Here is a 16,502-nt window from a genome sequence, read left to right as displayed (position 1 = left end):
CCCTGATCTATTAGGATTAGTTAAAATTAACTTCCTGTTTCTTCTCAAGCATTTCGTCGAATTCTTCTTTAGAACCAACAATAATGCTGTCGTATTCACGCATTCCCGTACCTGCAGGTATTTTATGACCTACAATTACGTTCTCCTTAAGACCTTCAAGTCTGTCGATCTTACCGCTTACCGCAGCCTCATTCAGTACCTTGGTTGTTTCCTGGAAGGAAGCAGCCGAGATGAATGATTTAGTTTGAAGCGATGCTCTCGTAATACCCTGAAGTACCGGAGTAGCTGTTGCCGCGGTCACGTCTCTTGCAGTTGCAAGATTCTTGTCTTCTCTTCTAAGAATAGAGTTCTCGTCTCTAAGTTCTCTTGGAGTGATGATCTGGCCTGGCTTAAGATTTTCAGAATCTCCTGCATCTTCGATCACCTTCATTCCGAAGATCTTATCGTTCTCCTCGATGAAATCTGATTTATGAACAAGCTGATTCTCTAAGAAAATAGTATCACCCGGATCAACAATACGTACTTTACGCATCATCTGACGCACCACAACTTCAAAGTGCTTATCGTTAATCTTCACACCCTGTAGCCTATATACTTCCTGAACTTCATTTACAAGGTACTGTTGTACAGCATTTGGTCCTTTAATGTTCAGAATATCTTCAGGAGTGGTAGATCCATCAGAAAGCGGCATACCTGCACGAACATAATCGTTTTCCTGAACAAGGATCTGGTTAGATAACTTCACTAAGTATTTCTTAACCTCTCCAAGTTTAGACTCAACGATGATCTCACGGTTACCACGCTTGATCTTACCGAAGGAAACAACACCGTCTATCTCACTTACTACAGCAGGGTTAGAAGGGTTACGTGCTTCGAACAATTCGGTTACCCTTGGAAGACCACCGGTAATATCCCCTGCTTTAGAAGATTTACGTGGAATCTTAACAAGGATCTTACCTACCTTGATCTTTTCTTCGTTGTCTACCATAAGGTGAGCTCCTACAGGCAGGTTATAAGAACGTATCACCTCATCCTTCTTACCTAAGATATGAAGGGTTGGGATAAGTTTCTTGTTTCTGGATTCAGAAATTACTTTTTCCTGGAATCCTGTCTGCTCATCTATTTCAACCTGGTAAGTTACACCCTGTTCTACATTTTCGTACTTGATCTTACCGGCGAATTCAGAAATGATCACCCCGTTATATGGATCCCATTGACAGATCACATCGCCTTTGCTTACAGTAGCTCCGTCTTTGATAAAGATCTCTGAACCGTAAGGAATGTTATTGTTACTCAATACCACACCGGTCTTCTTATCTTTGATCTTAAGCTCGGCAGTACGCGAGATCACAATATCAGATGTTCCTCCGTCAGGTGCTTCACCTTTTACTACTTTAAGGTCTTCAATTTCGGCGATACCGTCGAATTTAGCCTCAAGTTTATTTTCTTCTGAAATGTTCCCGGCAATACCACCCACGTGGAAGGTACGAAGGGTAAGCTGTGTACCAGGCTCACCAATAGACTGAGCTGCTACAACACCCACGGCTTCACCTCTCTGTACCAGTTTATTGGTCGCAAGGTTTCTACCGTAACAATTCACACAAATTCCTTTCTTAGCCTCACAAGTTAGCGGAGAACGTACTTCAACGCTTTCTATAGGAGCCTCGTTTATCTTCTCTACGATCTCTTCAGTGATCTCATCACCGGCGGCTACCAATAATTCATCGGTAGACGGGTTTTTCACATCATTCAAAGAAATACGTCCTAAAATACGCTCTCCCAGAGATTCAACGATTTCTTCGTTCTTCTTAAGTGGTCTAACTTCCACACCTCTAAGCGTTCCACAATCCTCTTCATTTACAATAACATCCTGTGAAACATCTACCAGACGACGGGTTAAATAACCAGCATCGGCTGTTTTAAGTGCGGTATCGGCCAGACCTTTACGAGCACCGTGAGTAGAGATAAAGTATTCAAGAATTGAAAGACCCTCCTTAAAGTTAGAAAGAATCGGGTTTTCAATAATCTCACCTCCACCGGAGTTCGATTTCTTAGGCTTGGCCATAAGACCACGCATACCGGTAAGCTGACGAATCTGTTCTTTAGAACCACGCGCTCCGGAGTCAAGCATCATATATACAGAGTTGAATCCTTGCTTGTCTTCACGAATTCGCTTCATAGCCAATTCGGTAAGACCGGCGTTGGTCGAGGTCCAGATATCAATTACCTGGTTATAACGTTCGTTATTGGTAATAAGACCCATATTATAGTTACCAATAATACCTTCAACCTGCTCGTTGGCCTCGTCGATCATTGACTGCTTTTCTTCAGGGATAATAATATCTCCTAAGCTGAATGAAAGACCACCGCGGAATGCGAACCCATATCCAAGAGATTTGATCTTGTCAAGGAATTCTGAAGTTTCAGGTACGCTGGTAATTTTAAGGATCTTACCAATGATCTCACGAAGCGTTTTCTTGGTAAGCACGTCGTTGATATAACCGGCCTTTTCAGGAACAGTTTCATTGAACAGTACTCTACCAACAGTAGTTTCGATGATCTGGTAAACCAGTTCTCCTTTGTCGTTATAATCCTTAGCACGTATCTTGATGATCGCATTAAGGTCTACTCTCTTCTGGTTGTAAGCAATCACAACTTCTTCTGCCGAATAGAAAGTAAGGCCTTCACCAGTCACTTTTTCTTCATCGGTAGATTTCTTAGGCTTGGTCATATAGTAAAGACCAAGAACCATATCCTGAGATGGTACCGTAATTGGAGAACCATTGGCAGGGTTAAGAATGTTGTGAGATGCCAGCATCAACAGCTGAGCTTCAAGAATAGCCTCCGGTCCTAACGGAAGGTGAACCGCCATCTGGTCACCGTCGAAGTCGGCGTTGAATGCCGTACACGCTAACGGGTGCAATTGGATAGCTTTACCCTCGATAAGTTTAGGCTGGAATGCCTGGATACCAAGACGGTGAAGCGTAGGAGCACGGTTAAGCAATACTGGGTGTCCTTTAAGAACGTTCTCCAGGATATCCCATACTACAGGCTCTTTCTTGTCTATTATTTTCTTGGCTGATTTTACGGTCTTTACAATACCTCTTTCGATCAGTTTTCTGATCACGAAAGGCTTGTAAAGTTCAGCAGCCATATTCTTTGGAAGACCACATTCAAACATCTTCAGCTCAGGTCCCACAACAATTACAGAACGTGCAGAATAATCAACACGCTTACCAAGTAAGTTCTGACGGAAACGCCCCTGCTTACCTTTAAGTGAGTCTGAAAGCGATTTTAACGGACGGTTAGAGTCTGTTTTTACCGCTGAAGATTTTCTTGTGTTATCGAATAGTGAATCTACCGATTCCTGAAGCATACGTTTCTCGTTACGTAAAATCACTTCAGGAGCTTTTATTTCCATAAGTCTTTTCAGACGGTTATTACGGATAATAACCCTTCTGTAAAGATCGTTCAGGTCTGATGTTGCGAAACGACCACCATCAAGAGGCACCAATGGGCGTAATTCCGGCGGAATTACAGGTACTACTTTCATAATCATCCATTCCGGAAGATTTTCACGGTTCTTGTTCGCGTCACGAAGTGCTTCAACAACCTGAAGACGTTTAAGGGCTTCAGTTTTACGTTGCTTTGAAGTTTCGTTGTTTGCCTTGTGTCTTAACTCATAAGAAAGTTCGTTAAGATCTATTCTCTTAAGAATTTCAATAAGGCATTCAGCCCCCATCTTAGCGATGAACTTGTTTGGGTCGCTGTCTTCTAAATATTGATTTTCCTGAGGAAGTTCATCTATAATATTAAGATATTCTTCTTCAGTAAGGAAGTCCATTTTCTTCAATGGCTCACCTTCTTCATTCTTGGCATTACCCGGTTGGATTACTACGTAACGTTCGTAGTAAATAATCATATCCAGTTTCTTGGAAGGAAGACCAAGCAAGTACCCTATTTTGTTTGGTAAAGAACGGAAATACCAGATATGTGCTACAGGAACTACCAAGTTGATGTGCCCAACACGGTCTCTACGTACCTTCTTCTCTGTTACCTCTACCCCACAACGGTCACACACGATCCCCTTGTAGCGTATTCTCTTATATTTTCCACAGGCACATTCGTAATCCTTTACAGGACCAAAAATACGCTCACAGAACAACCCGTCACGCTCTGGTTTGTGCGTACGATAATTGATAGTTTCCGGTTTTAGAACTTCACCACGAGATTCCGCGAGGATGGACTCAGGAGAAGCCAAACCGATAGAGATTTTATCAAATCTCTGTACTGTATTCTTATCATTATTTCTAGCCATAATAAATGCTGCTATCTAATTATTGTGAAAACCCTGTTTTAAACGGGGTGCCGAAACACCCCGGTAATAAAAACAGTATATTATTCTTCTAATTTAATATCCAGGCCAAGACCTTTCAGTTCGTGCATAAGTACGTTGAAAGATTCTGGTAATCCCGGTTCCGGCATAGGCTCACCCTTAACGATTGCCTCGTAGGTCTTCGCCCTTCCTATCACGTCATCAGATTTTACGGTTAAGATCTCACGCAGGGTGCTTGATGCTCCATAAGCCTCAAGTGCCCATACCTCCATCTCACCAAAACGCTGACCACCAAACTGTGCCTTACCACCAAGCGGCTGCTGGGTAATAAGTGAGTATGGTCCAATAGAACGAGCGTGCATTTTGTCCTCGATCATATGTCCTAGTTTCAGCATATAGATAATACCTACTGTAGCACGTTGGTCAAAACGTTCACCTGTTCCACCATCATAAAGATAAGTGTGACCATATCTCGGGATTCCGGCACTATCGGTAAGTTCGTTGATCTCATCGATTGTAGCACCGTCAAAGATAGGAGTAGCATATTTCTTACCATGCTTCTCTCCGGCCCATCCAAGTACAGTTTCGTAAATCTGACCGATGTTCATACGTGATGGTACCCCAAGTGGGTTCAACACGATATCTACCGGTGTTCCGTCTTCAAGGAACGGCATATCTTCCTGGCGAACGATTCTTGCAACAATACCTTTGTTACCGTGACGTCCCGCCATCTTATCACCTACTTTCAGCTTACGTTTCTTAGCGATGTAAACCTTAGCAAGCTTAAGGATACCTGACGGAAGCTCATCTCCAACAGAGATGGTGAACTTCTCTCTTCTCAGGTTCCCCTGAAGATCGTTTTCCTTGATCTTGTAATTATGCAGAAGATCTGCCACCAAAGCGTTCAGGTGATCATCGGTAGTCCAGGTACCCTGAGTAAGGTGGGTATAATCGTCTACCGAATTCAACATCTTAAGAGTGTATTTCTTACCTTTTGGCAATACCTCTTCTCCTAAATCATTCTGTACACCCTGAGCTGTCTTACCACCGATAATGGCGAAAAGCTTTTCAACCAGTTCAGACTTAAGAACAGCGAATTTGGCTTCGTACTTCTTCTCTAATGCAGCAACATCTTCTTTATCCTGTGCTCTCTTACGCTTGTCCTTGATGGCACGTGCGAACAACTTCTTGTTGATCACCACCCCGCTCAAGGAAGGAGAAGCTTTTAAAGAGGCATCTTTAACATCTCCGGCTTTATCACCAAAGATGGCTCTAAGTAATTTCTCTTCAGGAGTAGGATCACTTTCTCCTTTAGGAGTAATTTTACCAATCAGGATATCACCAGGTTTAACCTCGGCTCCAACCCTTATCATTCCGTGCTCATCAAGGTCTTTAGTAGCCTCTTCAGAAACGTTAGGAATATCATTGGTCAATTCTTCATTACCCAGTTTTGTATCTCTAACTTCAAGTGAATATTCATCAATGTGGATAGAGGTAAAAATATCATCTCTTACCACTTTCTCTGATATCACGATCGCATCCTCAAAGTTGTAACCTTTCCAAGGCATAAATGCAACCTTCATATTTCTACCAAGAGCAAGCTCTCCGTTTTCAGTAGCATATCCCTGACATAAAACCTGGCCTTTGGTAACCCTGTCTCCTACCCTAACAATTGGTTTAAGGTTGATAGAGGTTCCCTGGTTGGTTTTACGGAATTTAATAAGGCTATAAGTCTTAGAATCGCCGTCGAAACTTACCATTCTTTCTTCCTCTGTACGGTCGTACTTAATGGTAATTTGCTGAGCGTCTACATATTCTACTTCTCCCTCTCCTTCTGCATTGATCAATACTCTGGAGTCAGTAGCCACCTGTCTTTCAAGACCGGTACCCACAATTGGAGAATCTGCTCTTAACAATGGTACTGCCTGGCGCATCATGTTAGATCCCATCAGGGCACGGTTCGCATCATCGTGTTCTAGGAACGGAATAAGCGAAGCCGAGATCGAAGAGATCTGGTTTGGCGCAACATCGGTATAATGAACCTCTTTAGGATCCACAACCGGGAAGTCACCTTCCATACGGGCAATTACCCTTTCAGAGTCTATAGTTCCGTCATCTTTGGTAGGAATGTTCGCCTGGGCGATCATCTTACCTTCTTCCTCTTCAGCACTAAGGTAAATTGGCTCTTCCGAAATGTTGATTTTCCCATTGTCTACTTTACGGTATGGAGTTTCAATGAAGCCCATTCCGTTAACTTTAGAGTAAACAGAAAGAGAAGAGATCAGACCAATGTTCGGACCTTCAGGTGTTTCTATAGGACACAGCCTTCCGTAGTGAGTATAGTGAACGTCACGAACCTCGAAACCTGCTCTCTCTCTTGAAAGACCACCTGGCCCAAGGGCTGAAAGACGACGCTTGTGCGTGATCTCTGCAAGCGGGTTGGTCTGGTCCATAAACTGAGACAGCTGGTTAGTACCAAAGAACGAGTTGATTACAGAAGATAAGGTCTTCGCGTTAATCAAGTCAATTGGGGTAAACACCTCATTGTCACGAACGTTCATACGCTCACGGATGGTTCTTGCCATACGGGCAAGTCCAACACCAAATTGCTGAGACAGCTGCTCACCTACGGTTCTAACACGACGGTTAGAAAGGTGGTCAATATCATCAATCTCAGCTTTAGAGTTAATAAGCTCTATTAAGTATTTAACAATGGTAATGATGTCTTCTTTGGTAAGCACCTGCTTATCCATAGCCACATCAAGACCAAGTTTCTTGTTCATTCTGTAACGACCAACTTCGCCTAAGCTGTAACGCTGGTCTGAGAAGAACAGTTTATCAATAATTCCACGTGCCGTCTCTTCATCTGGCGGTTCAGCATTACGCAACTGACGATAGATGTGCTCTACAGCCTCTTTCTCAGAGTTTGTAGGGTCCTTTTGAAGAGTGTTGTGGATTATAGCATAATCTCCGGTAGAATTATCCTCTTTGTGAAGAAGGATAGTTTTAGAACCGGTTTCAAGTATTTCCTCTATGTGCTCTTTTTCAAGCTCGGTATCACGATCAAGAACAATCTCGTTTCTTTCAATAGAAACCACTTCTCCTGTATCCTCATCTACGAAATCTTCATACCAGGTGTTCAATACACGAGCGGCCAGTTTACGGCCCAATACTTTTTTAAGTCCTGTTTTAGAAACTTTAACCTCTTCTGCAAGGTCAAAAATTTCAAGAATGTCTTTATCGCGTTCAAAACCTATGGCACGGAAAAGTGTAGTAACAGGTAATTTTTTCTTTCTATCGATATAAGCGTACATCACGCTGTTGATATCGGTAGCAAATTCTATCCAGGATCCTTTAAAAGGAATCACACGGGCAGAATAAAGTTTGGTTCCATTTGCATGGAAAGATTGTCCAAAGAAAACTCCGGGCGAACGGTGTAACTGAGAAACTACTACACGCTCGGCACCGTTGATGCAAAAAGTCCCACTAGGAGTCATATAAGGGATAGTTCCCAAATAAACGTCCTGTACGATGGTTTCAAAATCTTCGTGTTCTGGGTCGGTACAATAAAGCTTTAATCTAGCTTTAAGCGGTACACTGTAGGTTAACCCACGCTCTATACATTCCTGGATGGAATATCTTGGCGGGTCAACAAAATAATCTAAAAATTCTAGTACGAATTGATTACGGGTATCCGTAATAGGGAAATTTTCCAGGAAGGTATTATAAAGCCCTTCATTCCCCCGCTCTTCTGATTTGGTTTCTAATTGAAAGAAATCCTGAAACGACTTAATTTGGATATCCAAAAAGTCCGGGTAGTCAGGTCTGTTCTTCACAGAAGAGAAACTCAATCTTTCAGTTTGCTTTGCTAACATCAATGGACGGAATTATAATTTATATAAAATAACGGGTGCGATATAAAGTTGTGGCTCTATATACGCAAAAGGGTTTAGACCTTCAGGAGCGTATCCTGAGGTCTAAACCTAAATAATATTGCTTGTGTCAAGCTTATTTAAGCTCAACCTCAGCTCCTGCTTCTTCTAATTGAGCTTTTAATGCTTCAGCTTCGTCTTTAGCAACTCCTTCTTTTACTGGTTTTGGAGCACCATCTACTAATTCCTTAGCGTCTTTAAGACCAAGTCCTGTTAGTTCTTTAACTAGTTTTACTACGGCTAGTTTAGATCCACCTGGAGCTTTAAGAATTACGTCGAATTCTGTTTGCTCTTCAGCTTCTTCACCACCACCGGCAGCAGCACCACCAGCTACAGCTACAGCAGCAGCTGCAGGCTCAATTCCATATTCTTCTTTTAAAATATCAGCTAACTCGTTTACTTCTTTTACGGTTAAGTTAACCAATTGTTCTGCGAAATCTTTTAAATCTGCCATTTTCTATCGTTTTAAAATGTGTGTTTTAATTTATAATTGTTAAAAAGTGCGTACTATCTTAGCCTTCCTTTTCAGAAAGGGTTTTAAGAATTCCTGAAAGTTTACCGCCACCTGACTTAAGTGCTGAAACAACATTCTTAGCAGGAGATTGTAGTAATCCAACGATGTCACCAATAACTTCTTCTTTAGACTTGATATTAACCAGAGTCTCAAGATAGTCGTCTCCCACATAGATAGCTTCATCTACAAAAGCACCTTTAAGGATTGGTTTCTCATTTTTCTTTCTGAATTCTTTGATCACTTTGGCCGGAGCGTTTCCGGTTTCAGAGATCATTATCGAGGTATTGCCTTTCAAAACTTCAGGAAGCTCACCAAAATCTTTTTCGGCTGCATCCATAGCTTTAGCCAGCAATGTATTTTTAACTACCGATAACTTGATGTCTGCTTTGAAACAAGCTCTTCTCAAATTAGAAGTTGTTCCGGCATCCAAACCAGAGATATCTGCTAAATAAATTGTTGAAGTATCAGCTAACTGGGCAGTTAAATCTTTTATTACTTGTGATTTTTCTTCTCTTGTCATAATACTAAATTATTGCTCAGTAAACCTTTTAGTGTCAATTGCTACACTCGGGCTCATGGTGCTAGAGATATGAATACTCTTTATATAAACACCTTTGGCAGCCTGAGGCTTCAACTTTACCAGCGTAGTTAATAATTCCTTTGCATTACCTGCAAGTTTTTCAGCGTCGAATGATGCTTTCCCGATACCTGCGTGTACGATCCCTGTTTTATCAACTTTAAAGTCAATTTTACCGGCCTTAACATCAGAAACCGCTTTAGCGATATCCATAGTTACCGTCCCGGTCTTAGGGTTAGGCATTAAACCTCTTGGTCCTAAAACACGACCTAAAGGCCCTAATTTACCCATTACACTAGGCATAGTGATAATTACATCAACATCTGTCCATCCACCTTTGATTTTCTCAAGGTATTCGTCAAGTCCAACGTAATCTGCACCGGCTTCTTTTGCTTCCTCCTCTTTATCAGGAGTCACCAAAGCCAACACCTTAACATCTTTACCAGTACCGTGAGGAAGAGTTACTACACCTCTCACCATCTGGTTAGCTTTCCTAGGATCTACATTCAAACGAACCGCTAAATCCACAGAAGCATCAAAGTTCTCGTTGGAAACTTCTTTTATTAAAGCTGAAGCTTCTGCAACCGAATACGTCTTACCGCTTTCGATTTTAGACTGAGCCTCTTTTTGCTTTTTAGTTAATTTTGCCATTTCTAATTTCTTTTTGGATTAAAACGGTGCATCACCTTTTACAGTTATTCCCATTGAACGTGCTGTTCCGGCAACCATTTTCATTGCAGATTCTACAGTAAATGCATTTAAATCCTGCATCTTGTCTTCTGCAATTGCTCTAACCTGATCCCAAGAAACACTTGCTATTTTCTTTCTGTTAGGTTCTCCTGAACCTTTCTTAGTTTTAGATGCTTCCAATAATTGCACCGCTGCTGGAGGGGTTTTAATCACAAAGTCGAAAGACTTATCTGAATAAACCGTAATATTAACAGGCAATACTTTACCTTGTTTATCTTGAGTTCTACCATTGAATTGCTTACAGAATTCCATGATATTCACTCCGGCAGCACCTAAAGCAGGTCCAACTGGTGGTGATGGGTTAGCAGCACCCCCGCGAACTTGTAGTTTTACAATTTTACTTACTTCTTTTGCCATTTTTTCAATTTTTAGGTGATAGTTTATTATAGTGGAAGCTTTAAAAAACTATCTAAAAAATATGTAACAGTAATTTTTTATACTTTCTCTACTTGCATATAACTCAATTCCAATGGTGTCTTTCTTCCGAAAATCTTAACCATTACCTCAAGCTTACGCTTTTCTTCGTTTATCTTTTCAACGGTTCCGTTAAATCCGTTAAAAGGTCCATCAATCACTTTAATGGTCTCCCCAATAGTGAACGGGATCGCAACATTGTCGGCTTTAACAGATAATTCATCTACCTTACCTAGCATTCTGTTCACCTCAGATTTTCTAAGCGGCACAGGATCTCCTCCTTTTGTTTCGCCTAGAAATCCGATCACTCCGTTGATACCTTTTATAATATGAGGAATTTCCCCTCCAAGGTTTGCCTGAATCATCACATAACCTGGAAAGTAAACACGCTCTTTATTGACCTTTTTACCTTTTCTAATCTGGATTACCTTCTCGGTAGGTACTAAAACCTGCGCAACGTAATCCTCAAGGCCAAGGTGTGAGATCTCTCTCTCTATATATTCCTTAACTTTATTTTCCTGACCACTAACGGCACGAACAACATACCACTTTTTATCCTTAACCTCTGCCATCCTTACTTAATTTAAGATTTAATCCATTCGAAGTACTGCTCAATAGCCGAGCTGAACAATGTATCTACACCCCAAATTGCCAGTGAAAAAATTATAGAAAACACAGCCACTAGCACTGTAAGTCTTTGCGCCTCGGGCCAACTTGTCCAGGTAACGTGGTTTTTTAACTCGTTATAAGATTCTGATATGTAATTAACAATTCCTGCCATTTTTCCAAAAAGTATTTGCACGGGTTGAGAGGCTCGAACTCCCGACACCTGGTTTTGGAGACCAGTGCTCTACCAACTGAGCTAAACCCGTAAATATAAGTGAAGGCATCCCGCCCTAAGCGGGATACCTTTTTATATTAAGACTTAAATTAGTCTAAGATTTCAGTAACCTGTCCAGCACCTACAGTTCTACCACCTTCACGAATAGCGAAACGTAGTCCAACATTCATTGCAATTGGCTGAATAAGCTCTACAGTAATTGTAAGGTTATCACCTGGCATTACCATTTCTACTCCGTCAGGAAGGTTAATTGTTCCTGTTACGTCAGTTGTACGTACGTAGAACTGAGGACGGTAGTTGTTATGGAATGGAGTGTGACGCCCACCTTCTTCTTTCTTAAGGATATAAACCTCTGCTTTAAATTTAGCGTGAGGAGTTACAGATCCAGGCTTAGTGATTACCATACCTCTTGAGATCTGAGTCTTTTCAATACCTCTTAGAAGGATACCTACGTTATCTCCAGCTTCACCTCTATCAAGGATCTTACGGAACATCTCAACTCCCGTAATAGTAGAAGTAAGTTTTCCAGCTCCCATACCGATGATCTCTACAGGATCTCCAGTGTTAGCAACACCAGTTTCGATACGACCGGTTGCAACAGTACCACGACCGGTAATAGAGAATACATCTTCGATAGGCATCAAGAAATCCTTATCAACATCACGCTGTGGAAGTTCAATCCAGCTATCTACTGCCTCCATAAGGTCAAGTACAGACTTAGCCCACTTCTCATCACCTTCAAGAGCTCCAAGTGCAGAACCTGAAATTACAGGACCATTATCACCATCATACTCATAGAAAGAAAGAAGATCTCTAACTTCCATCTCAACTAGCTCAAGAAGCTCCTCATCATCAACAAGGTCAACTTTGTTCAGGAACACAACAATTCTTGGGATACCAACCTGGCGTCCAAGAAGGATGTGCTCACGAGTTTGTGGCATAGGACCGTCAGTAGCAGCCACAACAAGGATAGCACCGTCCATTTGAGCAGCACCAGTTACCATGTTCTTTACATAATCGGCGTGACCAGGACAGTCAACGTGAGCATAGTGACGTTTTTCAGTCTGATACTCTACGTGAGAAGAGTTAATTGTAATACCTCTGTCTTTTTCCTCAGGAGCGTTATCAATTTGATCGAAAGCTCTAGCTTCAGAATATCCAGCATCAGCCATCACTTTTGTAATCGCTGCTGTTAAAGTCGTTTTTCCGTGATCTACGTGTCCAATCGTACCAATATTAAGGTGCGGTTTGGAACGATCATAAGTTTCCTTTGCCATAATTAATACTTATTTAATCTTAGTTATATATTAGTGTTCAATTTTATACAAAATCTAGAGCCAACGACGAGATTTGAACTCGTGACCTCTTCCTTACCAAGGAAACGCTCTACCCCTGAGCTACGTCGGCTGTTCAGCACCGAGAAATCGAATTCTCAACACCACGCTGTCACAAACAGCAATAACCATAAACCTATGGAGGTTTACGGATTATTTTCTAAAGCCCATTTAAGCGAGCACCAGCACCTGAAAGAATATTTTCTAACATCCCGGAAATCCAATCAGGAAAACCGAAACAAAGAAAACAGCTATCAACCAAGGCTGTTTTTATTAGAGCGGGAGACCGGGTTCGAACCGGCGACATTCAGCTTGGAAGGCTGACGCTCTACCAACTGAGCTACTCCCGCAATTAAACAGAACAACTATTCTGCTTATTTAAAAATTTGTGTGGGGAGAGCAGGATTCGAACCTGCGAAGGTAAAAACCAACAGATTTACAGTCTGTCCTCGTTGGCCGCTTGAGTATCTCCCCAATTTTAATCTTTCCACTATTTCATAGAACCATAGCTGCTTTCACAACTAAGCTTTATGATGGCTTTTTGAAGGCTGCAAATTAACTGAAATTTTCAGCACCATCCAAAGCATTTTTCTAAAATTTTTAAGAACTTTTTTTAGTGAGTTTAAAACCAGCTTTTTACCAATAAAAAAACTTCAAAACTTCACTTTCTTCAAAATTTCAAGAGCCGATGGAGGGACTCGAACCCACGACCTGCTGATTACAAATCAGCTGCTCTAGCCAGCTGAGCTACATCGGCCTTTTACGCTGCTTTTTCAACATAAAAAAGTCCGCTATTTCTAACGGACTGCAAATGTATATAAATTATTTCTTTCTCAAAATAAATCTGAGAAAAAATTAATTAAACATGCGCACTTAATTTTTCTTTGCGCTTCACCAGCTGTCGCTGCAATGCGCTAACACATTCATCTACACATTCTTCGAACTTTTTACAGGTTTTTTTCACCATCAGGTCGCCGCCCGGAATACTTAATAAAACTTCTGTAATTTTATTTTCTTTCCCACTTGTGTTTTGCACTTTTAAGAAAACATCAGCATACACAATTTTACCATAATAGGTTTCCAACTTATCTAATCTTTTTTGAATAAAGTCAATCAGTTTCTGATCGGCGTTGAAGTTTACAGACTGCACATTTACTTTCATCTCCTAAATAATTTAAATTAAACAATCAGCTGAGTTAGCTTTTTTTACTTCGGGGGTGGGCTAACCTGTGGGCTTTGCTTAGTTCAGCAATACTGTTGTGCGTGTAGACCTGGGTTGCAGCAAGACTTGAATGCCCCAGCAGTTCTTTTACAGCATTTAGGTTAGCGCCCTCGTTCAATAAATGTGTTGCAAATGAATGCCTCAGGATATGAGGACTCTTTTTTATTTTGCCAGACACCCTACTAAAGTAATTATTAATAATTCTATAAACAAGGCTTTCATATAATTTAACTCCTTTAACAGAAATCAGGAGAAATTCGCAATCTGAAGCCCCGCTTACAGACTCGCGTTTCGAAAGATAATCCTCCAAAGTCTTTACCACTGAAGGCAGCAAAGGAATATACCGCTCCTTTTGGCGCTTCCCTAAAACCTTCAAATTACCGGAAGCAACATCAAGATCCTGCAGCTTGATATTAATAAGTTCTTCACGACGTATTCCGGTAGAATAAAAAAGTTCAATGATAAGTTTATCCCGCAAACCCTCATAACTGGATACATCTATGCTTTCCAGGACATCCGCAACCTCAATCTCCGAAAAAGGAACCTGCACCTTCCTGGATGTCTTTAGCGGCTTGTGCCTGGTTAAAGGAGAGATCTCAATCTGGCCGGTTTTCTGCAGGAACCGGTAAAAAGCCTTTAAGGAAGAGATCTTACGGTTTATACTCCTGTTGGAAATCCCGTTTTCTGACAGCAGGACGATCCAGCTTCTAACCTGAGGGTAATTAACCTCTTCTACTTCACTTCCCTCATAATTCTGATCTATAAACTCTGAAAAGGACCGGAGGTCATCGCGGTAAGCCTTAAGGGTGTTTACCGAATATTTTTTCTCCAGCTGAAGATATTCAAGGAATTTAGAATAAGGCATAAAAAAAACTGTTGACAAACAAAGTTATTAAACTTTAGCTTACCAACAGTTATATATTTAATCCAGGAAGCAGGGCTTCCTTAAATTTTCCAATTGAAAACCTCTTTCGAGGTGAGCTCAGGATTTAGATCTCTTCCTGATCTCTTAGGTGCTGAATGTATTCAGCTTTTTGGATTTGAGCCCTACGTTCTACTGACGGCTTCGTGAAATGCTGACGATCGCGCAATTGACGCATAGTTCCGGTTTTATCAAACTTTCTCTTGAAACGCTTCAGCGCTCTATCAATATTCTCTCCGTCTTTTACTGGTATTATTAACATAGTGTCACCTCCTTTCTTTAAAAATTAGGCTGCAAATATAATGCAATTAAGCAAACCCACAACCCTTATCCTGTTTTTTTATTCCTGTCCTAAAATTATTTTGCAGCAGGCTTATACTCCTTCTTATCGATTACCATTTTGGCGATAATTTCCCGTAGGATTTCCGAAGTTCCCCCACCAATTGGCCCGAGGCGACTGTCACGGAATAACCTGGCCATAGGATAGTCCTCCATATAACCATAGCCTCCCAGCAACTGCAGACACTCATAGATCACTTTATCTGCCATCTTCGTAGAAAGAAGCTTAGACATACTCGCTTCTTTTACCACATAAGTGCCCTCACCCAATCTTTTAGCAACCGAGTAATTGAACTCCTTACACATTTCCACCTCACTGGCCATATCGGCCACCGAATGTCTTAAAGCCTGAAATTTATCTATGGTCCTTCCGAAAGCTTCCCGTTCAGACATATATCCAATGGCATAGTCAAGGGCATATTCTGCTCTTGCGTGCGCATTGATTCCCATTATTAAACGTTCCATTGCAAAATGCTGCATAATATAAGAGAAACCTTTATCTCTTTCCCCCATCAGGTTTTCGGCTGGCACTTCAACATTATCAAAAGCAATTTCAGCCGTGTCTGAAGCACGCCACCCCAGCTTATCCAGTTTAGAGGAAGAAATTCCCGGAGTATCCCTGTCTACTATAAAAATACTCATTCCCTTATTCCCTTTCTCAGGAGCTGTTTTTGCAGCTACCACTAAATAATCTGAATACACCCCGTTGGTAATAAAGGTTTTGGAACCATTAATGATGAATTTATCATCTTTCTCAACGGCCGTTGTTTTCATTCCGGCCACATCAGAACCTCCAAACGGCTCGGTAATACAAAGGCAGCCAATTTTCTCACCGTCTATACTTGGGGCGAGATATTTTTCTTTGATCTCGTGACTTCCCTCGGTCTTCACGTGCGTCATTGCCAGGTAAGCGTGGGCCCACATAGCCGCAGCAAACCCGCCGGAATCGATCTTTTGAAGTTCTTCCAGGAAGATCACCGTATAAAAGATGTCCAGGTTCATCCCTCCGTATTCCTCCGGCTGATTAAGCCCAAAATACCCCATTTCACCGAATTTTTTCCAGATGAAACGCTCGATAGTTCCGGATTTTTCCCATTTGTCTATATGAGGCACCACTTCTTTCTTCAGAAAATCTCTAAAGCTTTTTCTAAAAAGTTCGTGTTCCTCCGTAAAGTACATCGTATTCATTCTATCTTCTCAATTTAAAAATTACCACCGGTCAAATTCCCGGCCATCCTTAACTTATGCTAAAATAAATCCATTTTTAAAATTTCGGGAGAGAATATACCTCGAATTAAAGATATTCTGTTTTTTTCCGAAA

At 41.3% G+C, this 16,502-nt stretch carries 13 protein-coding genes and 5 tRNA genes; all 18 read right to left on the bottom strand.

What is annotated here, in order from left to right; genetic code table 11:
- Positions 1-16: 16 nt before the first annotated feature.
- Positions 17-4,318, bottom strand: coding sequence for a DNA-directed RNA polymerase subunit beta' (gene rpoC, locus ACFQ3Q_RS06010; protein WP_380743913.1), 4,302 nt, complete (start codon positions 4,316-4,318; stop codon positions 17-19).
- An 80-nt stretch (positions 4,319-4,398) separates the two neighbouring features.
- Positions 4,399-8,211 (bottom strand): DNA-directed RNA polymerase subunit beta, encoded by a 3,813-nt coding sequence (gene rpoB / locus ACFQ3Q_RS06005; RefSeq protein ID WP_380743911.1) that lies wholly within the window; start codon positions 8,209-8,211, stop codon positions 4,399-4,401.
- Positions 8,212-8,344: 133 nt separating this feature from the next.
- Positions 8,345-8,722: a 50S ribosomal protein L7/L12 gene (gene rplL / locus ACFQ3Q_RS06000; RefSeq protein ID WP_093113629.1), complete on the bottom strand. Its 378-nt coding sequence runs from the start codon at positions 8,720-8,722 to the stop codon at positions 8,345-8,347.
- 58 nt (positions 8,723-8,780) lie between these two features.
- The gene (rplJ, locus tag ACFQ3Q_RS05995) at positions 8,781-9,302 is read right to left on the bottom strand and encodes a 50S ribosomal protein L10 (protein WP_380743909.1); all 522 of its coding nucleotides are present in this window, start codon (positions 9,300-9,302) and stop codon (positions 8,781-8,783) included.
- Positions 9,303-9,311: 9 nt separating this feature from the next.
- The gene (rplA, locus tag ACFQ3Q_RS05990) at positions 9,312-10,010 is read right to left on the bottom strand and encodes a 50S ribosomal protein L1 (RefSeq protein WP_380743907.1); all 699 of its coding nucleotides are present in this window, start codon (positions 10,008-10,010) and stop codon (positions 9,312-9,314) included.
- An 18-nt stretch (positions 10,011-10,028) separates the two neighbouring features.
- Positions 10,029-10,466 (bottom strand): 50S ribosomal protein L11, encoded by a 438-nt coding sequence (gene rplK, locus ACFQ3Q_RS05985; RefSeq protein ID WP_380743905.1) that lies wholly within the window; start codon positions 10,464-10,466, stop codon positions 10,029-10,031.
- Between the two features lie 77 nt (positions 10,467-10,543).
- The gene (nusG, locus tag ACFQ3Q_RS05980; RefSeq protein WP_380743903.1) at positions 10,544-11,095 is read right to left on the bottom strand and encodes a transcription termination/antitermination protein NusG; all 552 of its coding nucleotides are present in this window, start codon (positions 11,093-11,095) and stop codon (positions 10,544-10,546) included.
- Positions 11,096-11,106: 11 nt separating this feature from the next.
- Positions 11,107-11,304 carry a preprotein translocase subunit SecE gene (gene secE / locus ACFQ3Q_RS05975; RefSeq protein WP_380743901.1) on the bottom strand — a complete coding sequence of 66 codons (198 nt, stop codon included), beginning with the start codon at positions 11,302-11,304 and terminating at the stop codon, positions 11,107-11,109.
- 18 nt (positions 11,305-11,322) lie between these two features.
- Positions 11,323-11,395: transfer RNA gene (locus ACFQ3Q_RS05970), tRNA-Trp, on the bottom strand.
- Between the two features lie 58 nt (positions 11,396-11,453).
- A complete protein-coding gene (tuf, locus tag ACFQ3Q_RS05965) occupies positions 11,454-12,641 on the bottom strand; it encodes an elongation factor Tu (RefSeq protein ID WP_380743899.1) in 1,188 nt (395 codons plus the stop codon).
- Between the two features lie 58 nt (positions 12,642-12,699).
- Positions 12,700-12,771 (bottom strand) — tRNA-Thr (locus ACFQ3Q_RS05960).
- Positions 12,772-12,975: 204 nt separating this feature from the next.
- Positions 12,976-13,048: transfer RNA gene (locus ACFQ3Q_RS05955), tRNA-Gly, on the bottom strand.
- A gap of 41 nt (positions 13,049-13,089) precedes the next feature.
- Positions 13,090-13,172: transfer RNA gene (locus tag ACFQ3Q_RS05950), tRNA-Tyr, on the bottom strand.
- 209 nt (positions 13,173-13,381) lie between these two features.
- A tRNA-Thr gene (locus ACFQ3Q_RS05945) sits at positions 13,382-13,455 on the bottom strand.
- 102 nt (positions 13,456-13,557) lie between these two features.
- A complete protein-coding gene (gene hpf / locus ACFQ3Q_RS05940; RefSeq protein WP_380743897.1) occupies positions 13,558-13,860 on the bottom strand; it encodes a ribosome hibernation-promoting factor, HPF/YfiA family in 303 nt (100 codons plus the stop codon).
- A gap of 34 nt (positions 13,861-13,894) precedes the next feature.
- Entirely contained in the window at positions 13,895-14,785 is an 891-nt protein-coding gene (locus ACFQ3Q_RS05935; RefSeq protein ID WP_380743895.1) for a tyrosine-type recombinase/integrase, read from the bottom strand.
- Between the two features lie 124 nt (positions 14,786-14,909).
- Complete coding sequence (rpsU, locus tag ACFQ3Q_RS05930) at positions 14,910-15,104, bottom strand: 30S ribosomal protein S21 (protein WP_380743893.1); 195 nt, start codon at positions 15,102-15,104, stop codon at positions 14,910-14,912.
- Between the two features lie 95 nt (positions 15,105-15,199).
- Positions 15,200-16,369, bottom strand: coding sequence for an acyl-CoA dehydrogenase family protein (locus ACFQ3Q_RS05925; protein WP_380743891.1), 1,170 nt, complete (start codon positions 16,367-16,369; stop codon positions 15,200-15,202).
- Positions 16,370-16,502: the final 133 nt, after the last annotated feature.

The organism is Salegentibacter chungangensis (assembly GCF_042678405.1).
Classification (GTDB): domain Bacteria; phylum Bacteroidota; class Bacteroidia; order Flavobacteriales; family Flavobacteriaceae; genus Salegentibacter_A; species Salegentibacter_A chungangensis.
This window is presented reverse-complemented; position numbering and strand designations above follow the sequence as displayed.